This window comes from Rhizobium sp. 18055 (assembly GCF_902706285.1).
Lineage (GTDB): Bacteria > Pseudomonadota > Alphaproteobacteria > Rhizobiales > Rhizobiaceae > Rhizobium.
Genome location: NZ_CACSKD010000002.1, coordinates 252912 through 275587, shown reverse-complemented (window position 1 = coordinate 275587; position 22676 = coordinate 252912). Strand labels below are relative to the sequence as shown.

The 22676-nt window shown below is 61.9% G+C and carries 16 protein-coding genes, 1 tRNA gene and 1 other annotated feature; of the genes, 10 read left to right on the top strand and 7 right to left on the bottom strand.

The window, feature by feature from the left end; translation table 11 throughout:
- Positions 1-322: 322 nt before the first annotated feature.
- The 4 genes from GVL52_RS04825 (at position 323) to tig (ending at position 3916) form a co-directional block, all read left to right on the top strand.
- Complete coding sequence (locus GVL52_RS04825) at positions 323-1426, top strand: DUF2157 domain-containing protein (protein ID WP_160004396.1); 1104 nt, start codon at positions 323-325, stop codon at positions 1424-1426.
- Entirely contained in the window at positions 1423-2016 is a 594-nt protein-coding gene (locus GVL52_RS04820) for a GDYXXLXY domain-containing protein (protein ID WP_160004394.1), read from the top strand. The genes GVL52_RS04825 and GVL52_RS04820 overlap by 4 nt, the downstream gene beginning before the upstream one ends.
- Before the next feature lie 156 nt (positions 2017-2172).
- A tRNA-Leu gene (locus GVL52_RS04815) sits at positions 2173-2257 on the top strand.
- Positions 2258-2440: 183 nt separating this feature from the next.
- Entirely contained in the window at positions 2441-3916 is a 1476-nt protein-coding gene (gene tig / locus GVL52_RS04810) for a trigger factor (protein ID WP_160004392.1), read from the top strand.
- A gap of 90 nt (positions 3917-4006) precedes the next feature.
- On the opposite strand, the gene GVL52_RS04805 is transcribed toward tig, so the two are convergent.
- The 5 genes from GVL52_RS04805 to map form a co-directional block, all read right to left on the bottom strand.
- Positions 4007-5788, bottom strand: a complete 1782-nt coding sequence (locus GVL52_RS04805) for a radical SAM protein (RefSeq protein ID WP_200847774.1) — start codon at positions 5786-5788, stop codon at positions 4007-4009.
- Positions 5789-5976: 188 nt separating this feature from the next.
- Complete coding sequence (sthA, locus tag GVL52_RS04800) at positions 5977-7383, bottom strand: Si-specific NAD(P)(+) transhydrogenase (RefSeq protein WP_160004390.1); 1407 nt, start codon at positions 7381-7383, stop codon at positions 5977-5979.
- Positions 7384-7483: 100 nt separating this feature from the next.
- Positions 7484-8074 carry a dual specificity protein phosphatase family protein gene (locus GVL52_RS04795; RefSeq protein WP_160004388.1) on the bottom strand — a complete coding sequence of 197 codons (591 nt, stop codon included), beginning with the start codon at positions 8072-8074 and terminating at the stop codon, positions 7484-7486.
- 81 nt (positions 8075-8155) lie between these two features.
- Positions 8156-8965, bottom strand: coding sequence for a DNA repair protein RadC (gene radC, locus GVL52_RS04790; RefSeq protein ID WP_160004386.1), 810 nt, complete (start codon positions 8963-8965; stop codon positions 8156-8158).
- Between the two features lie 7 nt (positions 8966-8972).
- Positions 8973-9809, bottom strand: coding sequence for a type I methionyl aminopeptidase (map, locus tag GVL52_RS04785; RefSeq protein ID WP_160004384.1), 837 nt, complete (start codon positions 9807-9809; stop codon positions 8973-8975).
- 1047 nt (positions 9810-10856) lie between these two features.
- Positions 10857-10912, top strand: a sequence feature (sul1 is cis-regulatory element that is thought to sense ions involved in sulfur or methionine metabolism; They are found in Alphaproteobacteria).
- A 72-nt stretch (positions 10913-10984) separates the two neighbouring features.
- Here map and GVL52_RS04780 point away from each other — a divergent pair.
- Positions 10985-12451, top strand: a complete 1467-nt coding sequence (locus GVL52_RS04780; RefSeq protein WP_160004382.1) for a SulP family inorganic anion transporter — start codon at positions 10985-10987, stop codon at positions 12449-12451.
- A 73-nt stretch (positions 12452-12524) separates the two neighbouring features.
- Here the strand turns inward: GVL52_RS04780 and GVL52_RS04775 are convergent, their stop codons facing one another.
- Positions 12525-13907: a DUF2778 domain-containing protein gene (locus GVL52_RS04775; RefSeq protein WP_160004380.1), complete on the bottom strand. Its 1383-nt coding sequence runs from the start codon at positions 13905-13907 to the stop codon at positions 12525-12527.
- Positions 13908-14273: 366 nt separating this feature from the next.
- On the opposite strand from GVL52_RS04775, the gene GVL52_RS04770 reads away from it, so the two are divergent.
- Entirely contained in the window at positions 14274-15293 is a 1020-nt protein-coding gene (locus GVL52_RS04770; RefSeq protein WP_160004378.1) for a class I SAM-dependent methyltransferase, read from the top strand.
- Positions 15294-15324: 31 nt separating this feature from the next.
- Here the strand turns inward: GVL52_RS04770 and GVL52_RS04765 are convergent, their stop codons facing one another.
- On the bottom strand, positions 15325-17163 hold the full coding sequence (locus tag GVL52_RS04765; RefSeq protein ID WP_160004376.1) for an alpha/beta hydrolase: 1839 nt from the start codon (positions 17161-17163) through the stop codon (positions 15325-15327).
- Positions 17164-17317: 154 nt separating this feature from the next.
- Here GVL52_RS04765 and GVL52_RS04760 point away from each other — a divergent pair, with 154 nt between their 5' ends.
- From GVL52_RS04760 to recJ, 4 genes are all read left to right on the top strand, one after another.
- Positions 17318-17734 (top strand): hypothetical protein, encoded by a 417-nt coding sequence (locus GVL52_RS04760; protein WP_160004374.1) that lies wholly within the window; start codon positions 17318-17320, stop codon positions 17732-17734.
- A gap of 227 nt (positions 17735-17961) precedes the next feature.
- A complete protein-coding gene (locus GVL52_RS04755; RefSeq protein WP_160004372.1) occupies positions 17962-19182 on the top strand; it encodes an LL-diaminopimelate aminotransferase in 1221 nt (406 codons plus the stop codon).
- Positions 19183-19250: 68 nt separating this feature from the next.
- Complete coding sequence (locus GVL52_RS04750; protein WP_160004370.1) at positions 19251-20573, top strand: homoserine dehydrogenase; 1323 nt, start codon at positions 19251-19253, stop codon at positions 20571-20573.
- Positions 20574-20867: 294 nt separating this feature from the next.
- A complete protein-coding gene (gene recJ, locus GVL52_RS04745; RefSeq protein ID WP_160004368.1) occupies positions 20868-22673 on the top strand; it encodes a single-stranded-DNA-specific exonuclease RecJ in 1806 nt (601 codons plus the stop codon).
- The last annotated feature ends 3 nt before the right edge of the window (positions 22674-22676 follow it).

Sequence of the window (22676 nt, the reverse complement as noted above, 5' to 3'; positions counted from 1 at the left end):
GCCGGGAGGATAAGTGCGTGTCTTCGAATTTTATCGACGGAAATCATGTCCGAAACCCCGGTAAACCGGGCAGGGTACATCCCCTGGTCTGCTCGTATATCTAACGGAACTGATGGAAATCCTGCAACGCAATATCGTGATGTTGTCCATGCGAAATATGCATGGCTCCTCACATGTTATCGTGTAAGTCTTGAATATTCGTGAATGCTGGCGATCCGGCTATGCCGCCAGGAACTTGCGCCACACCATTTCCTCAATCGTCAATCCGCGTCTATAAGGTTGAAAACTCAGGCGCAACGTTGCGCATATTGCGGGGTAGGGCATGTATCGAGGCCGTCTGGAGAGGGATTTGTCGCTGTGGGTCGGCAAGGGGCTGCTCACCGAGCAGACCGCCGGTTCGTTGCTGCAGGAATACGACAAGCGCCCGGCGAGCTTCAGCCTCGGCAATGTACTGATGATCCTGGCCGGCATCTTGCTGGCTGCGGCCATCCTGCTGGTCGTCGCATCGAATTGGGAAGCCATCCCGCGCCTCGTCAGGATGTTCTTTATCCTTGCGCTGATCTGGGCCGTGCATCTCGGCGCCGCCGGCATGCTGGTCCGTGGTGCAATCGCCTCCGCCAATGCGCTGCTGGTCATAGGCACGCTCTCCTTCGGCGGCGCGATCTCGCTGGTCGGTCAGATGTATCACCTGTCCGGAGACGAGCAGACGGTGATGTATCTGTGGTTTGCGCTGGCGGTAATCTCGGCTGTGTTGTTCCGTTCCGGTGTCGTGGCCGGCGTCGCCGGGTTTCTCTCCTGGGCAAGTTTTGCCGTCTATCTTGAAAATTCCAACATGCAGTGGCTGACCCTGGATGCATGGATGGTGCCGGTGATGGCGCTGGTGGTCATCGCACTGGTTCGCTACACCGGCGCCGATCGTGTCCGCCATCTCGCCTATCTGCTGATCCTCGGCTGGTTCGCATGGCTCTACACGCTGCACGCCGATCTCAGGCTGGCATTGGTCTATGCGATCGCCGGCATGGCGGCCTTCCTCCTCGTCAGCCTGCCCGTGGCGCGGCTATCGACCTTTGTAAAAGGCGCCGGCGCCGCTCCGGCCTTCTATTCCTTCCTGCTCGCCGCCATCGGTCTCTTCTTGCTGCACATCGATATTGATCAGGGCATCCGCATGATCGTCCTTGGCGTCGTCACGCTGGCGGCATCGGTTCTGGCGATTGCGTTGCAGGGACGCGACAATGGTGCCGTCCGCTATCTCGCCTACACCGTCTTTGCCGTCGAGATGCTCTATCTGGCCTCGGTGACGGTCGGCTCCATTCTCGGCACGTCGGGCCTCTTCCTCTGCTCCGGCCTGTTCGTGGCCCTTGTTGCCTGGGTCGTCATCCGCCTGGAACGGCGCTTCTCCCACAAGGCAGAGGAGGTCGCGTCGTGAGCATCTTTTCCTTCAAGGGCTATTCGAAGCGCCGTTGTGTCACCGCGGCCGTCACCGTCGCGCTGCTGCAGACGGCTGTCCTCGGCTATATTGTCCAGAGCCGCGCCTCTATCCTGCAGAACGGAACGCAGGTGCTGCTGAAGACTGCACCCGTCGATCCGCGAGACTTCCTGCGCGGCGATTACGTGGTGCTGAACTACGATATCTCCTCGGTTCCGGTCGTGTCGATATCAGGCGGCGTTCCCAAGGAAGCGGCCGAGCGTAGTCTCTGGGTGCGGCTGAAGCCGGGTGAGGGCGGCTTCTGGCAGATTGCCGAATCATCCTTCGAGATGCTCCCGCAGGCGGAAGGCTCTGTCGTTATGCACAGCCAGCCCTTCTACAGCTACGGTTCGACCTACCAGGCCGACACCATCCATGTCGAATACGGCATCGAGCGCTATTACGTGCCGGAGGGTACCGGACGAGCACTCGAGCAGGCGCGGCAGGATGGCGAAGTGTCAATTGCCGCAAGCGTTGGCGCCAATGGCACGCCGCAGATCAAAAGCCTGCTGGTGGACGGTAAGCCCGCCTATGAGGAGCCGCTTTACTGAGTTTGGCAGGCAGGTGGCGCAAGCTGGCGCAGGCGCAGGAAAAATCGCTGTCATCGGACCTTCATTTTTCCTTTGCCTCCTCCAAATCGGGTGATATAGAGACGCCGCGCTCCGGAAGGCCTCATGTGCAGGCATATGCATGCGGTTTTTGAGAACGCGGGTATGGTGAAATTGGTAGACACGCCAGATTTAGGTTCTGGTGCCGCAAGGCGTGGGAGTTCAAGTCTCTCTACCCGCACCAAAGCTGGCTTGCAGGCGAGGGACCGGAACCGGTGCCCCTCGATTACCCGGCAGCAAGCGCCGTTCCGCTTAAGGCAGAACGAACAAGAATTGAGAACAGGCCACGCCCGGCAACTTTCCGGCGTCGTGCTCATCGAAACGAACGGCGTCTGGGCACGGCCGCCACGAATTGAAGGTAGGAACAATGCAGGTTATCGAAACGCTCGCTGAAGGGCTGAAGCGCGAAATCAAGGTCGTAATCCCGGCCAAGGACATGGAAGTCAAGATGAACGAGCGTCTTGCCGACGTGAAGGACAAGGTCCGTATCAACGGCTTTCGTCCTGGCAAGGTGCCTGCTGCACACCTGAAGAAGGTTTACGGCAAGTCCATCATGGCTGATCTCGTCAACGAGATCGTCCGCGAACAGCCGACCGCCATTCTGGCCGAGCGCGGCGAAAAGTCCGCTACCCAGCCTGAAGTCGCGATGACTGAGGACAAGGACGAAGCGGACAAGATCCTCGCTGCAGAGCAGGATTTCGAATTCACGCTCTCCTACGAAGTTCTGCCGCCCATCGAGCTGAAGTCCGTCAAGGGCGTCAAGATCGTCCGCGAAGTCGTTGATATCTCCGACGAGGAAGTCAACGAACAGGTTCTGAAGGTCGCCGAAAGCGCGCGCACTTACGAAGCCAAGAAGGGCAAGGCCGCCGACGGCGACTGCATCACCATGGACTACGTCGGCAAGGTTGACGGCGTTGCCTTCGAAGGCGGCACCGATCAGGGCGCCGAACTGGTTCTCGGTTCCGGCCGCTTTATCCCGGGCTTCGAAGAACAGCTCCTCGGCACCAAGGCTGGCGACGAAAAGACCATCAACGTGACGTTCCCGGCGGATTACCCGGCCAAGAACCTCGCAGGTGCAGAAGCCACCTTCGACGTCACCGTCAAGGAAGTTGCTGCTCCTGCCGAAGTCGAAATCAACGACGAACTCGCCAAGAAGCTCGGCCTCGAATCGGCTGACCGTCTGAAGGAAATCGTTCGCGGCCAGATCGAATCGCAGTACGGCTCGATGACCCGTCAGAAGGTCAAGCGTCAGATCCTCGACCAGCTCGACGAAATGTACAAGTTCGAGACCCCGTCCTCGCTCGTAGAAGCCGAATATAACGGCATCTGGAACCAGGTCGCCAACGATCTCGCCCAGTCCGGCAAGACCTTCGCAGACGAAGACACGACGGAAGAAGAAGCCCGCGAAGAATACAAGAAGCTCGCTGAGCGTCGTGTTCGCCTCGGTCTCGTTCTCTCCGAAATCGGCGAAAAGGCCGGCGTCGAAGTCAGCGAAGACGAAATGCAGCGCGCCATTTATGAGCAGCTGCGTCAGTATCCTGGCCAGGAAAAGCAGATCCTCGAATTCTTCCGCAGCCAGCCGGGTGCAGCCGCTTCGATCCGCGCGCCGATCTTCGAAGAGAAGGTCATCGACCATCTGCTGACCGAACTCGACGTCACCGACAAGAAGGTCACCAAGGAAGAGCTGCTCGCCGAAGAAGAAGGCGAAGCCTCCGAGAACGAAGCCAAGAAGGCTCCGAAGAAGAAGGCTGCCAAGGCCGAAGTTGCTGAAGGCGAAGAAGCCGCAGCACCGAAGAAGAAGGCCGCTCCGAAGAAGAAGGCTTCCGAGGAAGGCGCCGAGTAATCTCCGGCCATTCGATGTTACTGAAAACCCCGCTTCGAGCGGGGTTTTTTGTGTCTGGTGTTCAGCTTGATCGAAAACGTCCGCGGCTGATCAGACAGCCCGGTGCGCATGCGTCAGCGCGTTGACCTTCTTGATATGCGACACCGCCGCCTGTCCGCCCGCCGTCTTGGTGAACAGCTCCAGCGTTTCGTCCTCATGGTCACCGACCGGTGTCAGCGCCTGATCCATGTAGCCCTTGGCGTTCTTGTCGCGGGCGATGAAGAACGCGCTGATCGCCAGCTTGGCGATCGTGCTGCCGAGCGACAGGTGCTTGACGACGGTCTCGCCGACGAAGCGCGGCCAGAAGGTGAGGGCGCTTTCCCTCGGCAGGTCCGGCCGCCGCTCCGACGGGTGTTTGAGCCTCAGCAGCCCGCTCTGCAGCGGGTGCACGTTTTCCAGCGGCACGGTGGTCGCAAACGACACGAGGATCTTGACGAGGCTCGCCAGCGGCACGCCGGTGGCCACCGCCCGGCGTAGCAGCGTCTTCATATGCGCCGGCGAATAATAGAGCGACCACGCCTCGTGATAGATGCTCTCCCATTCCTGCTTGCTCATCTTCGGATGGCCGGTGCAGACGTGCTCGACATCGTAGATGTTGAGATCGGCGTCCATCTCGACGCCTTTCTTCCACAGGGTCTGGTGGTCCTCCGAGCCCGGTAGCGGCGTCAGCACGAAGAACTCGATGACATCGACTGGCAGCTCGTGCTGGATGATCGCGATGTCGCGGCGGATCGATTCCGGCGTATCGGCCGGGAAGCCGAGGATGTATCCGGCCAGCGTCATGATCCCCTGCGCCTTCCAGGCGAGCAGCATCTTGCGATATTCGGTGATCTTGTTCTGGTTCTTCTTGGCCGCCGTCAGATTGTCGGGGTTGACGTTCTCCAGCCCGATGAACACCCGGGTCACCCCGGCGCGCTTCGATTTCTCGATGAAGTTGGGGATCTTGTGGCACAGCGTATCCACCTGGATCATCAGCCCGAGCGGAATGCCATCCCTCTCGCGCAACTGGATCAACCGGTCGTAAATCGCCTCCCAGTCCTTGTTGCGGGCGAAATTGTCGTCGGTGATGAAGAACTTGTGGATGCCCTGTGCCCAGTTCATCCGCACGAGCTTCTCGACATCGTCGGCAGTCCGGAACCGCGACTTGCGACCCTGCACGTTGATGATCGTGCAGAACGAACACTGGTAGGGACAGCCGCGCCCGGCATCGAAGCTGGTGCTCAGCCCCAGCGTCTGCGCGACGTTGCTCTTGGGCAGGAACGGCACCGACGCGCCCTCGATGCTCGGCAGGTCGTTCATGAAATTGTAGAGCGGTTCCAGCGTGCCGTAGGCCGCATCCTGCAGCACCTTTTCCAGCCGCCCCTCGACTTCGCCTGCGAACATCGAGATCCCCATCAATCGGCAGGCGTCGAGCCCGACGGCCTTGCCGTCGAGCATGGAGAGACAGCCCGAGACGTGAAAGCCGCCGATCGCCACCGGGACGCCGGCGTCACGGAACGGCTTGGCAATATGCAGTGCGCGCGGGTACTGGTTCGATTGCACGCCGACCAGCGCCACCATGCCGAAATTGTCGTGCGCCTTGAGCAGGCTGAGCAGCGACGGAACGTTGACACGGGTATTGGTCTCGTCGATCACGGTGATGTCGATGCCGATATTCGGCCCGAGTACCTGCCGCGTGGCGCAATCGGCAGCAATTCCGTAGAGCGCTGCGAGCGAATTCGACGGGATCATCGCCCGCCACCAGCGGATGACATAGCCATCGTCGTCATAATGCGACGGCTTGATGAGGATGAGCTGGAAATTCCGGTCAGTCGTTTCGGATAAATCGCGCACGGTCACTCGCTGCAAGAGAGAACCCCATAGGGAACGCTATCAGACGCAGCCGATTATACAAGCAAAGGTTTGCAGGGGGATTTTCGAACGAAGTGGTCGCAGTTCGGCATCGTTGTGAGCGCATCGATGCCGTTGTTTTCATGGACGATATCGACCGGCTGCGCTGGCGTAGCCGGTCGAGCGCAGTGTTAAAGTTCCGACTTGATATCGCCCATCCGGTTGCCGGCATCGAGACCGGCAATCTTATAGGCCTCGGCGAGAGTCGGGTAGTTGAAGGTGTTCTCGACGAAGTATTCGACGGTACCCTTGAGGTTGAGAACGGCCTGGCCGATATGCACCAGCTCGGTTGCACCTTCGCCGACGATGTGGACGCCGAGCAGGCGCCGCGTCTTCAGTGAGAAGATCAGCTTCAACAGGCCGGTATCGAGACCCATGATATGGCCGCGCGACGTCTCGCGGAAGCGGGCGATGCCGCATTCGTAGGGAATGCCGCGTTCCTTCATTTCCTCTTCGGTCAGGCCGCAGGTGGAAATTTCAGGCACGGCGTAGATGCCGTAGGGGAAGTATTTCGGCGGCTCCTTGGCCACCGCGCCGATGGCGACGCGTGCCGCGATGCGGCCCTGTTCCATCGAGGTCGAGGCAAGGCTCGGGAAGCCGACCACGTCACCGGCGGCATAGATGTTCGGCACCGAGGTCTGGAAGGTCTCCGGATTGACCTTGAGGCGACCGCGGCTGTCGGCTTCGAGGCCCGCAGCCTTGAGATTGAGCGCATCGGTCGCGCCCATGCGGCCGGCGGCAAACAGCACCATGTCGGTCACCAGTCGGCGACCATTGTCGAGGATCAGCTCGACCTTGCCGTCGTCGAGCTTCGTCACCTTGTCGGCCTTGGTGCCGAGCATGATCTTCATGTTGCGATCACGCAGCTGGTAGGTGAAGTCCTCGACGATTTCCTTGTCGATGAAATCGAGCATCGTCGATTTCGGATCGATCAGGGTGACGGCGGTGTCCAACGCGCTGAAGATCGTCGCATATTCGATACCGATGACGCCGGCACCGATGACCACCATCGAGCGCGGCAGCTCTTCGATCTCCAGCAGCTCGTCGCTGTCGAGAACCGTCTTGTGGTCGAAGGGAATGTAATCCGGGCGAAACGGCTTGGTGCCGACGGCAAGCAGGATGCTCGCCGCGGTGATCTTGACGAGCTCGCCATCGTCCTTGACCACCTCGAGCGTCGACGCATCGACGAAGCTCGCCTTGCCGCGCATATGCTGGACGCGGTTGCGGGCGAACTGGTGTTCGAGAACCTCGACTTCATGATCGAGGGTGATCAGCAGGCGGCGGCGCAGATCCTCGGCGCTGATCTCCTGCTTGACGCGGTAAGCCTTGCCGTAGAAGCCGCGCTCGCGCCAGCCCGACAGATTGAGTGCCGTTTCGCGCAGTGTCTTCGAAGGAATGGTGCCGGTATGCACCGAGACGCCGCCGACCCGTTTGCCCTGCTCGATGACGAGCACCTTCTTGCCGAGCTTGGCGGCCTGAATGGCGCCGCGGCGACCGGCAGGGCCGCTCCCCACAACAACGAGATCGTATTGAAACATTGAGTCTGGCCCCGGTTGAAAAGCTGGAATCATTTTGCGATGCAAAATGGCGCTATCACGGGTATCTGGTCAATGTTGCAGATTGATTTACGGCCGAATATTAGGAATCAGGGAAGCCAAGTACGGGTTCCATCATCTCGAAGGTGCGATCCATGGCGAACGCGGCAGAGAGCGGCAATCCGAGATGGCCGTAGAGGATCGACATCTGGCCTTCCGCCGTCTTCTCGCTCGTCTTGGCAATCGCCGCGAGATAGAGCGCCGAAGCAAGGCCGGTGCGATCGGCACCGGAACGGCAATGAATGAGGATCGGCTTTGGCGCGTCGCGCATGATCCTGATCAGCGCCTCGGCCTTCTCCTGCGTCAGCTGCTTGGCGGCCGACATGCCGAAGTCGATATGGGTGATGCCCAGTGCCTTGGCTTGCGCCACTTCCTCGTCATACCATTGCGGCTTGCCGGAATCGCCGCGCAGATTGAGGATCGTCTTGATCCCGTAGCGCTTCTCGATATCGGCAATCGTCTCTGCCGATGGCTGCGACGAGCGGTATACCTCGCCGGGAACGACAGTGTGGAAGTTGTCGGTCGCCGCGAGATAGGACGAATAACCGCCAACGATGAGAAAGAGCATGCCGGCTGAGCATAAGGCCATTTTACGGGAGCGGGTAAGTTTAAGCGCGGCAAGTTTCTTCAGCATCGAAAGGTCCTGGGCAGGAGTGTTTCAGTGACTGCGCTTTGACACCGAATCCTGACGGGCACCTGAAAATGGGAAATGCTCTCAGATCAGCCGCAAGCCCTTGAGGCTGGCATGGCCATCCTTGCCGATGATGATGTGGTCGTGCACCGTGATGCCGAGCGGCTTGGCGGTATCGATGATCATCTTGGTCATGTCGATATCGGCCCGCGATGGCGTCGGGTCACCGGAGGGGTGGTTATGGACGAGGATCAGCGCTGTCGCAGAAAGCTCAAGTGCCCGCTTGACCACCTCGCGGGGATAGACCGGCGTGTGATCGACGGTGCCCAGCCCCTGCACCTCGTCGGCAATCAGCGCGTTGCGCTTGTCGAGAAACAGGATACGGAACTGCTCGCGGGTCTCGTGCGCCATCGCCGCGTGGCAGTACTCGATCACCGACGACCATGAGGACAGAACCTGCTTGCCGCGCAGTTCGCTTTTCAGCGTTCGGTGCGCGACGGTCGAGATCAGCTTGAGATCGAGCGCCACGGCCTCGCCGACGCCCTTCACCTCCTGCAGCAGGCCTGTGGGGGCACCGAAGACGGCAGCGAGCGACCCGAAGCGGTCGAGCAGCGCCTTGGCGATCGGCTTGGTATCGCGGCGCGGTATCAGCCGGAACAGCAACAGCTCCAGCAATTCGTAATCGGCCAGCGCCGTATCGCCGTGGTCGCGGAAACGCTGCCGCAGCCGCTCGCGATGGCCGTGATAATGCTCTTCCTTGGCCGGATGGGCATGCAGCGGATTGGATTTCCCTGCCTGCTCGGCAAAGAAGGACCGCTCGTCCACGCCGCTGTCCTCGGCCACCGCAAATGGCAGCTGTTGGTCTTCGGAGTGCGGAGCGGGGCCTTTTGTCATCGGCGGCTCATCGGGTCAGGGGCGGCAGCCCCGGCCGGTCGAGCCCGCCCGGAGACAGCGTGAAGATCTCGCATCCATCGGCGGTAACACCGACCGTATGCTCGTATTGCGCCGATAGCGACCGGTCGCGGGTGACGGCGGTCCAGCCATCGGCCAGCACCTTCACATGCGGACGTCCGAGATTGATCATCGGCTCGATGGTGAAGATCATCCCCTCGCGCATCTCCGGTCCTTCGCTGGCGCGGCCGTAATGCAGGATATTCGGCGAATCGTGGAACAGCGCACCAACCCCGTGGCCGCAGAAATCACGCACCACCGAGCAGCGCTCGGCCTCGGCATAGGTCTGGATCGCCTCGCCGATGGCACCGGTCCGGGCACCGGGGCGCACCGCGGCAATGCCGCGCAGCAGCGATTCATAGGTGACCTCGAGCAACCGCTCGGCCGCCCGCTTGACGGTGCCGACCGTATACATCCGGCTGGAATCGCCATGCCAGCCATCGACCACATAGGTAACGTCGATATTGACGATATCGCCCTCGCGCATCGGCTTGGCATCCGGGATGCCGTGGCAGACGACGTGGTTGATCGACGTACAGGTCGATTTGGTATAGCCGCGATAATTCAGCGTCGCCGGCACGGCGCCGTTCGCAAGCCCGAAATCGAACACGAAGCGGTCGATCGCATCGGTGGTGACGCCCGGCTGGACGATGTCGGCCAGTGCATCGAGGCAGCGCGCGGTCACCTGGCACGCCTTGCGCATGCCCGCGAACGCATCCGCGTCGTACAGCCTGATGGCACCGGTGTTCTTCGACGGTGCGGAGGAGGCTTCGATGTAATTTACCATTGCAGGGCCTTAGCAGAAATTGTCTTTATCGTTCATAATGCAGCTATGCCGGGTTCGTCCATTGCGATCAATGGGGGATATGGATTTTGGGGTGAGGGACGTATCGCCATCGCTGGCGATCCTGCTATGCGACTCCGCTGACGTCGTACCGTGTTGCCCCCTCATCCGCCTGCCGGCACCTTCTCCCCGCTGGGGAGAAGAGATGTGCTGCGGCGTCGCGGCGATCTCCCTTCGCCCCGACGGGGAGAAGTGCCCGAAGGGTCGGATGAGGGGCGACTCGGCACGACTTTTCTATAGACACACCAAAACCCCACGCAGTCCGAAAACCCGTGATCCAACCATGCCATTTCACTCGGACGGGGCACTGGAAATTGCCGCGATAGAGTAGAATGTATATGGCGCTTCCCAGCGCCCCGTTCGGCGGTTTATGCCCGCAACTCAGGGTCTCTCTGCATCCACACCCAACTTCGCGATGGGGCCTTGTGTGCCGCACAGGCACGTCCGGAGCTCAACTCGGGGCTATGCGCCCTGCCGTCTCCAGAGGGGACCATTTCTGCGAACCCCGGATGAGTGGACTTGCGTCTTTCCCAAACACCCGGCGCCGATCCCGTCTCGCCGCAATCGCCTCGCGGTGTATCCGATGACGGGACGAGATATTTTAGGCATGATGGAGAGGACGGGGAAAATTCGCGTAAAGATTTCTCGTAAGCTGTTGTTTTTAAGCGAAACGGCCGACCCCAATTTCCCTCATTCCTCTGCTAGGCTACGCCTGAGCGATGTCAAAGGAATCCAGCGCACCCAAGTCCTTGGTTGCAGACGATACGTCACCCGAAGCGAAGTGCGTCATTCACGGCGCAGACGCGCCGTGGCTGGATCCCGCCACAAGGGCGAGGATGAGGGTGGGGAGGGGTGCGGCACGTCGGCGCGTTGGGAGCTGCTTTTGCGGCCGATCGTTCACTGCCAGCCGCAAAGCCTCCGCGTCCATCACAAAACGCGCGCAGCATGTTGCATCGCAACGGATATGGCGGATATAACAGCCTTACTCACCACGGACCCGGTGAAACTCCGGGTGGCTCTTCTGGCCGCCGATCCGCCAGACAACGCAAAACCTGCACGCCATCGATGAACCGCTCGACCGGGCGCGTTCGGCCACGCTTTGCGAAAGACCTCAACACATGCACGTATCCTCCATCCGCAGGGATTGGTTCGCCAGTCCGACGCGCGAAATGCTCGCCGGCGCCGTCGCCACCTTCGCGCTGATCCCGGAAGTCATCGCCTTCTCCTTCGTCGCCGGCGTCGATCCGCAGGTCGGCCTGTTCGCCTCCTTCGTCATCGGCATCGTCATCGCCTTCACAGGCGGCCGCCCGGCGATGATTTCGGCGGCTGCCGGCTCCGTGGCGCTGGTCGCGGCACCCTTGGTGCACGCCCACGGGCTGCCCTATCTCTTCGCCGCCGGTCTGCTTGCCGGCGTCATCCAGATCGTCTTCGGCCTGCTCAGGCTCGGCGTCCTGATGCGCTTCGTCTCGAAATCGGTACGCACCGGCTTCGTCAACGCGCTGGCGATCCTGATCTTCGGCGCCCAGCTGCCGCACATCATCGGCGGCGACTGGATCGCCTACGCAATGCTCGCAGCCGGTCTCGCGGTGATCTACATAACCCCGCGCATCACCACCGCCATCCCGTCGCCGCTGATCTGCATCCTGCTCTTGACCATCGTTTCGGTCGGCCTGCACCTGCCGGTGCTGACCGTTGCCGATCTCGGCAAGCTGCCGGAAACGCTGCCGGTGTTCGGCTCGCCGTCGGTGCCGCTCAATCTCGACACGTTGAAGATCATCGCCGGCCCGGCGCTGGCGATCGCCATGGTCGGCCTGCTGGAATCGATGATGACGGCGAGTGTCGTCGACGATCTTACCGACACCACGAGCAACAAGAACCGCGAATGCACCGGCCTCGGCATCGCCAATGCCGCCGCCAGCCTGTTCGGCGGCATTGCCGGTTGCGGCATGATCGGCCAGACCGTCAGCAACGTGAAGTATGGCGGCCGTGGCCGTCTCTCGACGCTGTTTGCCGGCGCGCTGCTGCTGATCCTGATGGTGCTGCTGAAGCCCTGGGTGTCGCAGGTGCCGGTTGCCGCCCTGGTGGCGATCATGGTCATGGTCTCGATCGATACCTTCGACTGGTCGTCGCTGAAGACGATGGTGGTGCACCCGAAGATGTCGAGCATCGTCATGCTGGTCACCGTCGTCGTCACCGTCTTCAGCGCCAACCTGGCGCTCGGCGTCACCGTCGGCGTGCTGTTGAGCGGTGTGTTCTTCACCTTCAAGGTCGCCAAGCTGCTGACCATCAGCACCGAGACGGACGAGGCGGAAAATCGCGTCACCTACCGGGTTTCCGGCCAGGTGTTCTTCGCCTCGGCCGATGTCTTCATCGAGGCCTTCGATATCGCAGAGGCGCAGGGCATGGCGGTGACGATCGACGTTTCGCAGGCGCATTTCTGGGACATCACCGCTGTCGCAGCGCTGGAGCGCGTGGTGCAGCGCTTCAAGGCGCATGGCGTCGCGGTCGAGGTGATCGGGCTCAACGAAGCCAGCGCGACCCTGATCGGCCGGCTCGACAACGCCAGCCCTCTCAAGGAGATCTGAGCGGCCGCACAAGCAAGAAGGCCAGCCGTGGTTCACACGGCTGGCCTTGATGAAGAGATTGTTTCGCTCGGGCTTAAGAGCGCGACGAGAACAGCGACGCGAAGGTCGACTTCGGCTTGTCCGGCATGCTGGTGACGACCACCAGCTGGCGGATGTCGCCGCGCTTGAAGGCGGCGAGGAAGCGCTTGTAATCCTTGAACGACACGCAGCCGTTGGAATCGCCGCGGGCACCGAGCATATAGGTGTGGGCGAGCAGGCCGACGCGGTTATAAATGTTGCCGGCGCCGCCGAGCGGGTTGAGGCGGATCGCCTCGACGCCGTGGAACAGGCTTTCTCGCATCGTCAGCTGATAGGTGTGCGGTGGTGTCGGGCCACGGTTCTTCTCATGCACGAAGCGTGGATTGTCGCGCATCTTGCCAAGGCCGGAATGCGCTTCCAGACGCTCGCCGTTCGGCAGGTAGACGATGTTGGCGGAGATGTCGTAGATGGCAACGCCGTTGCGCGCGACCGGGCTTGCCTGGCGCTTCGGCACGACAGGGATCTCGCCCTCGTCATCGCCGACATCGGGGCTTGCATAGGCGAGAGCCGGCTCAGCCGGGCGGGCGGCGCGATCGTTTACCGGTGCGCGCTTGCTCATCCCGTCGGGACGCGCCATCGGCAGCGGCACGGAGGCGTCGTTGTCGTTGAGCACCAGGCCGAACGGCTGCCTGTTGTCGTCGCTGTTCGCATCGGCCCCGATCGCAACACTGGCGACCTCGACGGCAGCCTGCCTGGCGGGAATGGCGGCGGCGCGGTTTGGCTCGGTCGGCGACGGGACGGCAGTGCTTGGCATAACGGTGCTGGGCGTGGCAGTGCTGGGAATGGCAGTGGTGGGCATGGCAGCGAGTGCCAGCAGGGCAGGGCCCTCGACCGCCGCGATCTCGGCCTTTGACGGAATGATGATGCGGTCAGTGGCGGCAGCGTTGGCGATGTTGGCTGCGGTCGGCACGGTGTCGTTCCTGGCGCGGGCAGGCGCCGCGTTGGCCACGATAGTCGCAGCAGGCGCCGGTGTCGCATCGGCAACCAGCGGCCCGGATTGACCGACCAGCGCTTTCGCCAGCGCCGAATGCGCATTGGCGCGGCCGCGCTCGGCGATCACCTGCAGATCTTCGGCTGACGGCGTTCCCAGTCGCGAAAACTTCGCGATGTGGATGTTGCGCTCTTTCGCAGGCGCCACGGCGGCAAACCTCGATGTCAGCGCGATGTCGCGGATGGCGCTCTGATAGGGGGACGGTGCGATCGCATGCATCGTTGCCACCGTCGTGACGACCCACGCCGAAGCGGCAAAGCCGGCACCAATGAGACCTGCAGCCGATATAAGGCGGGCATTCGAGATAAGGCGGAATGAGCGACTGAAACGAGATATGGACGTACCTATTGGCCTGGTATTGGCAAACACATCGACCGCAAACGCCATAACACTCGTCTTTCACAACTCGTTACTAGGCCGGCGGTACTGACAGATGGATACTTCTTCGCCGGGGCCGGTAATGCAGCAACCGGGCCAAAATGCGGCCCGGGCGTCATTTCCGATTGGTTCCTACAATGCCGAATTATGGTAACCAATTTCTTTACATGAGCGATTGCTGTGCCGGAAAATGTCGGCTCGGTCGCTAACCCCCTTGATGTTCTTGGGGTTTTTGTCCGGCGCATTTTCCGCCAGAGACCAGATCGCCGCGCGGTCGATTTGAAATAAATATTAGCAAGTAATTACATTCAAGTTCTGCTATGGATGGCGGCACCGGTTTTTGACGGGCCAACCGCTGTTCGGGGGAGATGTCCGATGGCTGCCGTACAAAGTGCATCCAGCACCGAGATTTCTCCGGCGCTTTTGGTCGATGCCATGTTCGCCGTCCGCAAGACGGCGGCAATCAAGGCGGCGATCGAGCTCGACCTGTTCACGATGATCGGCAGCGGCCGAACGGCGAAGGTGCTCGCTGCGGAAGCAGGCTGCGCCGAGCGCGGTGTGCGCATCATCTGCGACTATCTGGTGGTCGCCGGCTTCCTGACCAAGAGCGGCGAGACCTATGTCCTGACGCCGTCGAGCGCAGTCTTCCTCGACAGTCGCTCTCCCGCCTATATGGGGGCTGCGATCGAATTCATCGCAGCGCCTGAAATGATGTCGCTCTTGTTGCAGGGCGCCACCGAATCCGTGCGCAATGGCGGCGCCACCGGGCTCGCCAATATCGCGCCCGACAATCCGGTCTGGGTGAAGTTCGCCCGTGCCATGGGCGCCTTCACCGGCAGCGCCGCGCGTGTGCTGGCCGCCGAGGTGGCGGCATGGTCCAATCCGCCGCACAAGGTGCTCGATATCGCTGCCGGTCCTGGTTATTTCGGCATCGAAATCGCCAGGATCATCCCGTCGGCCAATATCGTGGCGCTCGACTGGACATCGGTGCTGGAACTGACGAAGCAAAATGCCGCGGCATCTGGCGTTGCCTCCCGCTACAGCTTCATCGCCGGCAGCGCCTTCGAGGTCGATTGGGGCAAGGACTACGATCTGGTGATGCTGCCGAATTTCCTGCATCACTTCGACATGGAAGGCTGCGTCGCGCTTCTGAGGAAGGCGCGATCCAGCCTGACGGCCAACGGCAAGCTGATCGCCGTCGATTTTGTTCCGAACGAGGATCGCGTCTCGCCGCCTTTCCCGGCCGCCTTCGCCTTCGAAATGCTGGCGACGACGCCGAAGGGCGATGCCTACACGGCAAGCGAGCTTGGCGAAATGGCGAGGCAGTCCGGATTTCGACAGGCCGCCGTCACGGCCCTGCCGCCGACGCCGGCAAGCCTGATCGTGTTTGTCTGATCAAATCGCCGGACTGTCGACGGATAGCCGCTCAGGCCCGCTCGAGCACGTAGCTTCCCGGGGCTTCCTCGATGGCGTTCAGCGCTTCTCCGCCCGGCTTGCGGGCCGGCACGCGTCGGCCGTCCTTGGCCTCGATCCACGCCTGCCAATGCGGCCACCACGAGCCTGCGGTTTCCTCGGCGTGGCTGAGCCAGTCATCATACTCGCCCTTCACGGGGCCGCCGGTCCAGTATTGGTATTTGTTCCTGTCGGGCGGGTTGACGACACCGGCGATGTGGCCGGAGCCGGCCAGCACGAAATCCACCTTGCCGCCGAAGAACTGGCTGCCGAGGAACACCGATTTTGCCGGCGCGATATGGTCCTCGCGGGTGGCGAGATTGTAGATCGGGATCTTGACGCTCTTCAGTGATACCGTCTGCCCGTCGAGCACCATCTCGCCCTTGGTCAGCGCGTTCTTCAGATAGCAATTGCGCAGGTAGAAGGCGTGGTTGGCGGCGGCCATCCGGGTCGAATCGGCGTTCCAGAACAGCAGGTCGAAGGGCATCGGCTCCTGGCCCTTCAGGTAGTTGTTGACCACATACGGCCAGATCAACTCGGAGGCGCGCAGCATGTTGAAAGCGGTGGCCATCTTCGAGCCGTCGAGATAGCCGATCGCATCCATGTGCGTTTCAAGCCGCGCCAACTGCTCCTCGTCGACGAACACCTTGAGGTCGCCGGCATGGGTGAAGTCTACCTGCGTGGTGAACAGCGTTGCCGTCCTGATCCGCTTGTTCTTCTCCTTGGCGTGCAGCGCCAGCGTTGCCGATAGCAGCGTGCCGCCGACGCAGTAGCCGATGGCGTTGACATCGGTCTCGCCGGTGGACTTCTCGATCGTGTCGAGCGCGAAATCGATGCCCTCGCGGGCATAGGCCGCCCAATCCTTGCCGGCATGGCGCGCATCGGGATTGACCCAGGAGATCACGAACACCGTCTGCCCCTGATCCACGCACCACTTGATGAAGCTCTTCTGCGGGTTGAGGTCGAGGATGTAGAACTTGTTGATCCATGGCGGGCAGATCAGCAGCGGGCGCTTCAGCACTGTCTCGGTGGCCGCCTCGTACTGGATGATCTGGCAGATCTCGTTCTGGGCGATCACCTTGCCCGGCGTCAGCGCCATGTCGCGGCCGACGGCGAATTTTGTCATGTCGGTCTGCCGCAGTTTCAGATCGCCATGCCCGGCCATGATGTCTTCGGCCAGCATCTTCATGCCGCGCACCAGGTTTTCGCCGCTGCTGGCAATGGTTTCGCGATAGAGTTGCGGATTGGTGGCGATGAAATTGGTCGGCGAGATCGCCGCGGTGATCTGCTTGACGTAGAAATTCGCCTTCTGGCGGGTGTGCTCGTCCAGCCCCTCGGTCTCGGTGACCAGCTTTTCGGCCCAGTCGGCGGTGATGAAATAGGCCTGCTTCAGGAATTCGAAGAACGGGTTCTTCTCCCAGTCCTGGTCGGCAAAGCGCTTGTCCTTGCGCACCGGCTCGGCTTCAGGAGATTCGCCCTGCATGCGCTGCGCCGAACGCATCCACATCCCGAAAAAGCTGGTCATCAGTTTGGTCTGCGCGTCGAAGGCGCGGCGCGAGTCGGAGATCCAGTATTCGCTGACCTTGGAGAGCGTCTTGACCATGTCGGTCATCGGATCAACCGCATTTGCGCTGATCTCGCCGCTTTCGCGCGGCGCCAGCCAGGCGGACGCCGCTTTTCCCATGTTTTCCAGGGCGCGCGCGACATTCATCGCCATCGCCTCCGGATCCTTCAACACGTAGGGATCGAAGTCATTTGCGTCGAAGCCCGGGGCTTGCGCCTTGTCGCCATTCTCCTGCTTGCTGTCGGTCACGCGGTTCCTCCGGCGGCAGCATGTTTCTCCAAATCAAGTTGTACATCCGGTCAGATCAATAAAACAAGTTCTGCAGACAAGGCTTCATGCTATTGCTTTGTGCAGGCTGCGAATTTAACAAGTCGGAGCAGCTTAAGGATTTGGAACCTCTGGCATGATCAACACAGGCATTCGCACTATCGCAAACGTGACCCGCATCGCGCTGATTGGCGCCGCCGCGGCCATGGCGCTTGCCGGATGCATGCGGACGCCCGAGGAAAAGGCCGAGATCGCTGCCAGACGCGCAGCGCCGACCGCCGTGGTCATGGGCGCCACCAAGGGCGAGGCGCCTGTCGAGGGTGGTTTGTCGCATTACCGCGACGGCTACCCGGACTTCGGTTCGCCGCTGACGGCCGCCAACGTCCAGATGAGTGACGAGGAAGCCGCCAACCTGCAGCAGAAGTTGACAGCGCTCAGCACCCAGCGTCACGCGGGGACGATTTCCGAAGCCGAATATCAGCGCCGCGTTGCGGAATACCGCAAGCTTGCCGCGGATCACGGCCCCGAAACGCTGTCCGAAATCACCAAATAAGGCCTTGCCTTCGCAGCGATTTGGAAGCAAAGGCTTCCGCCAGAGTAGCGGAAGATGAAATTTTCCTGATAATGCTCAGCCTGTCCGGCGTTCTGTCAAAGAATCGCCGTGCGTTATAAGTCTGATGAATACGGCGCTGGCGATTCTGAAGTTCGTATCGCAGGCAGTCGGAGTTAGGACGAACTTCAATTGGCGGTCATGGTGGCCGTATTTCCGTGGGGAAAGAGATGGAAGAGTTTCACAAAGTCCGGCGTTTGCCGCCTTACGTTTTCGAACAGGTCAACCGTTTGAAAGCCAGCGCGCGAGCGGGTGGGGCCGACATTATCGACCTCGGCATGGGAAACCCCGATCTTCCGACCCCGAAGGCCATCGTCGACAAGCTGTGCGAAGTGGTCCAGGACCCGCGCACCCATCGCTATTCCTCGTCGAAGGGTATTCCCGGCCTGCGCCGTGCCCAGGCGGCGTATTACGCCCGCCGTTTCGGCGTTAAGCTCAATCCGGACACCCAGGTCGTTGCGACCCTGGGCTCCAAGGAGGGCTTCGCCAACATGGCGCAGGCGATCACCGCACCCGGCGATGTCATCCTCTGCCCGAACCCGACCTATCCGATCCACGCCTTCGGCTTCCTGATGGCCGGCGGCGTGATCCGCTCGATGTCGGTTGAGCCGGACGAAAGCTTCTTCCCGCCGCTGGAGCGCGCCGTGAAGCACTCGATTCCGAAGCCGATCGCGCTGATCCTCAACTACCCGTCGAACCCGACGGCCTATGTCGCGACCCTCGATTTCTACAAGGACGTCATCGCATTCGCCAAGAAGCACGACATCATCGTGCTCTCGGATCTGGCCTATTCGGAAATCTACTTCGACGACAACGCCCCGCCGCCATCGGTTCTGGAAGTGCCGGGTGCCATGGATGTCGCCGTCGAATTCACCTCGATGTCGAAGACCTTCTCCATGCCCGGCTGGCGCATGGGCTTTGCCGTCGGCAACGAGCGCCTGATCGCAGCGCTGACGCGGGTCAAATCCTACCTCGACTACGGCGCCTTCACGCCGATCCAGGTGGCAGCGACGCATGCGCTGAACGGCGACGGCACCGACATTGCCGAAGTCCGCAGCGTCTACAAGCGCCGCCGCGACGTGATGGTCGACAGCTTCGGCAAGGCCGGCTTCGAAGTGCCACCGCCGGCGGCGACGATGTTCGCCTGGGCGAAGATCCCGGAAAAGTTCCGCCATCTCGGCTCGCTGGAATTCTCCAAGCTGCTGGTCGAAAAGGCAGACGTGGCAGTTGCCCCGGGTATCGGCTTCGGCGAGATGGGCGATGACTACGTCCGTCTGGCACTGGTCGAAAACGAACACCGCATTCGCCAGGCGGCCCGCAACATCAAGAAGTTCATGTCGACGGCCGATGCGACGATGCACAACGTCGTCTCGCTGAACGCACACCGTTGATATAATTCAATCTCTCGATGGCAGCCGCTTCGGTGGCTGCCTTTCATGACACATTTCAGGATCGATCCATGGCAGATGCCCTTAAAATCGGCGTTGCGGGCTTGGGTACCGTTGGTGCTTCTCTCGTCCGTATCATTCAAGAGCGCAGCGACGTGCTGGCAGCGACCTGCGGCCGGCCGATCCTGATTACCGGCGTCTCTGCCCGTGACAAGACCAAGGACCGCGGCATCAATGTCGGCGGCATCGAATGGTTCGACCGTCCCGAAGATCTGGCCGCCAAGGGCGATATCGACGTTTTCGTCGAACTCATCGGCGGTGCCGAAGGCCCGGCAAATCTCGCCGTCCACACGGCGCTCAACCGTGGTCTCCACGTGGTGACAGCCAACAAGGCGCTGCTGGCCTATCACGGCGTCGCGCTGGCGAAGATCGCCGAGGAGAAGGGCGCGCTGCTCAACTTCGAAGCGGCCGTTGCCGGCGGCATCCCCGTCATCAAGGCGCTGCGTGAATCGCTGACGGGCAATACGATTTCCCGCGTCTACGGCATCATGAACGGCACCTGCAACTACATCTTGACCAAGATGGAGAAGGAGGGCCTGTCGTTTGCCGAGTGCCTGAAGGAAGCCCAGCGCCTTGGCTATGCCGAAGCCGATCCGGCCTTCGACATCGAAGGTAACGACACGGCCCACAAGCTGTCGATCCTGACGACGCTTGCCTTCGGCAACCAGATCGCCGTCGACGACATCTATCTCGAGGGCATCACCAACATCTCGATCGAGGACATTCATGCGGCCGCCGACCTCGGCTACCGCATCAAGCTGCTCGGCGTTGCCCAGCGCACCGATACCGGCATCGAACAGCGCGTCCACCCGACCATGGTGCCGGTTGATTCCGTCATCGCCCAGGTCGATGGCGTCACCAATGCGGTGGCGATCGAATCCGACATTCTCGGCGAACTTCTGATGGTCGGCCCCGGCGCCGGCGGCAATGCCACGGCATCGTCGGTGCTCGGCGACATCGCCGACATCGCCAAGACCCGCCCCGGCGTCCAGCAGGTGCCGGTGCTCGGCCACCCCGCCAAGTCGCTGGAACCCTATCGCAAGGCGCAGATGCAGAGCCACGAAGGCGGCTATTTCATCCGCCTGACGGTGCTCGACCGCACCGGCGTCTTCGCCAGCGTTGCCACGCGCATGGCCGAAAACCACATCTCGCTCGAATCCATCGTTCAGCGCTCCAAGCAGCACCTGGCGCCGTCGCACCACCAGACCATCATCCTCGTCACCCACGCGACCACCGAGGAGTCCGTCCGCAAGGCAGTTGCCGCCATCAAGGGCGAAGGCTATCTCGTCGGCGAACCGCAGGTGATCCGCATCGAGCGCCCCAAGGAAGACTGATTTTCGGGTTTTCCCCGGCGCGCGACAAGGCGGCGGTCAACCCAATTGGTTGCCCTCATGCCTGTGCTCGTCACAGGCATCCAGCAGGCCCAAGTCTCTGGGCTGAAAAGAGTTTTCTCACCACGCAGACGCGTGAGGGCTCTATTCCCGCCACAGGGGCGAGAATGAGGGAAGAGACGATGGTCACCGTATGGTGATCTATTCTGTGGGCGGCGGAGCGCGGATGTGCTTCGCCGTCTTTCGTTTGGGCTTCCGGCTCTGTAGAACCGCCTGATAGTGGCAGCGGAGTTTGACATGGTGGACATTCCCGCCGATCCGGTACAGCGCGCCTTTCTGGGCGTGGAGAAGTCCGTCCTCGACAACCGCTGGATCTCGCGGCTCGACCAGGCCGGGCAGAACCGTGCGCTGGCCATGTCGCAAACCCACGGATTGCCGGACCTGATCGCCCGCGTGCTCGCCGGTCGCGGCGTCGCCGTCGATGAGGCCGTCGAATTCCTTGACCCGACGTTGCGCAACCTGATGCCAGACCCTTACAAGCTGACCGATTGCGAAAAGGCCGCCAAGCGGCTGGCCGATGCCATCAAGACGCGCCAGCAGGTGGCGATCTTCGGCGACTATGACGTCGATGGCGCTTCGTCCTCGGCGCTGATGTACCGCTTCCTCACCCATTTCGGCGTCAAGTCGGAGATCTATATCCCCGACCGCGTCTTTGAAGGCTACGGCCCCAATCCCGCGGCGATCGATCAGCTGATCGACAACGGTGCCCGCCTGATCGTCACCGTCGATTGCGGTTCGACCAGCCACGAGGCGCTGGCCGCCGCCGCCAAGCGCCATGTCGATGTCGTCGTCATCGATCACCACCAGGTGACACATGACCTGCCGCCCTGCCACGCGCTGGTCAATCCGAACCGCGAGGACGATCTTTCGGGGCAGGGCCATCTCTGCGCTGCGGGCGTCGTCTTCCTCGTGCTGGTCGCGACGCTGCGGCTGCTGCGCGAGGCCGGCGACCCCCGTGCCCGCACCATCGACCTGCTGCAATGGCTGGATATCGTGGCGCTCGCCACCGTCTGCGATGTCGTGCCTCTCAAGGGCCTCAACCGCGCCTATGTCGTCAAGGGCCTGATCGCCGCCCGCCACCAGGGCAATGCCGGTCTCTCGGCGCTGTTTCGCAAGGCGGGCCTTGCCGGTCCCGTGACGCCGTATCACTTCGGCTTCCTGATCGGCCCGCGCATCAATGCCGGCGGCCGCATCAGCGATGCAGCACTCGGTAGCCGCCTGCTGACACTCAAGGACCCGAACGAAGCCGACGCCATTGCCGAGCGTCTCGACGAGCTCAACCGCGACCGCCAGGTGATGGAAGCCGCGATGCTGCAGCAGGCCGAGGCAGAGGCCTTGGCCGAATATGGCGACGGCACCGGCGCGTCCGTCATCGTCACCGCCCATGAAAAATGGCACCCCGGCATCGTCGGCCTGATCGCCGCCCGGCTGAAGGAAAAGTTCAAGCGCCCGGCCTTCGCCATCGCCTTCGACCCGTCAGGCAGGGGCACCGGCTCCGGCCGCTCGATCAACGGTTTCGACATGGGCAAGATGGTCCGCGCCGCCGTCGATGAAGGCCTGCTGGTCAAGGGCGGCGGCCATGCGATGGCGGCGGGCCTCACCGTCGAGCGCGACAAGCTCGGCCGCCTGCGCGGCTTCTTCACCGAGCGCGCCGAAAAGACCGTGGCGACGCTGGTTGCCAACGAGACGCTGAAGATCGACGGCGCCATCGGCGCCAGCGGTGCCACCATCGAGCTGATCGACCGGCTGGAGACGGCCGGCCCCTATGGCTCCGGCCATTCGCAGCCGATCTTCGCGATCCCCGCCCACCGCGTCCGTGACGTCAGGATCGTCGGCGAAAAGCATGTGAAGGTGACGCTGGAGGCGATGGATGGCGCCCGCCTCGACGGCATTGCCTTCCGCGCCGCCGACACCCAGCTTGGAAACCTGCTGCTCAATTCGCGCGGCGCCAACCTGCATGTGGCAGGCACGCTCGGCGACAATCACTACCAGGGTTCGCGCCGCGTCCAGCTGCGTGTGATCGACGGCGCCCCGGCGCGCTGAGCA

What these genes read in the sequence shown, in the direction of transcription:
- sthA (WP_160004390.1), bottom strand. Translation starts at nt 7,383, where the DNA reads ATGTTTCAATACGATCTCGTTGTTGTGGGGAGCGGCCCTGCCGGTCGC.
- GVL52_RS04760 (WP_160004374.1), top strand. Translation starts at nt 17,318, where the DNA reads ATGATCAACACAGGCATTCGCACTATCGCAAACGTGACCCGCATCGCG.
- tig (WP_160004392.1), top strand. Translation starts at nt 2,441, where the DNA reads ATGCAGGTTATCGAAACGCTCGCTGAAGGGCTGAAGCGCGAAATCAAG.
- GVL52_RS04795 (WP_160004388.1), bottom strand. Translation starts at nt 8,074, where the DNA reads ATGCTGAAGAAACTTGCCGCGCTTAAACTTACCCGCTCCCGTAAAATG.
- recJ (WP_160004368.1), top strand. Translation starts at nt 20,868, where the DNA reads ATGGTGGACATTCCCGCCGATCCGGTACAGCGCGCCTTTCTGGGCGTG.
- GVL52_RS04825 (WP_160004396.1), top strand. Translation starts at nt 323, where the DNA reads ATGTATCGAGGCCGTCTGGAGAGGGATTTGTCGCTGTGGGTCGGCAAG.
- GVL52_RS04755 (WP_160004372.1), top strand. Translation starts at nt 17,962, where the DNA reads ATGGAAGAGTTTCACAAAGTCCGGCGTTTGCCGCCTTACGTTTTCGAA.
- map (WP_160004384.1), bottom strand. Translation starts at nt 9,809, where the DNA reads ATGGTAAATTACATCGAAGCCTCCTCCGCACCGTCGAAGAACACCGGT.
- radC (WP_160004386.1), bottom strand. Translation starts at nt 8,965, where the DNA reads ATGACAAAAGGCCCCGCTCCGCACTCCGAAGACCAACAGCTGCCATTT.
- GVL52_RS04770 (WP_160004378.1), top strand. Translation starts at nt 14,274, where the DNA reads ATGGCTGCCGTACAAAGTGCATCCAGCACCGAGATTTCTCCGGCGCTT.
- GVL52_RS04775 (WP_160004380.1), bottom strand. Translation starts at nt 13,907, where the DNA reads ATGGCGTTTGCGGTCGATGTGTTTGCCAATACCAGGCCAATAGGTACG.
- GVL52_RS04750 (WP_160004370.1), top strand. Translation starts at nt 19,251, where the DNA reads ATGGCAGATGCCCTTAAAATCGGCGTTGCGGGCTTGGGTACCGTTGGT.
- GVL52_RS04780 (WP_160004382.1), top strand. Translation starts at nt 10,985, where the DNA reads ATGCACGTATCCTCCATCCGCAGGGATTGGTTCGCCAGTCCGACGCGC.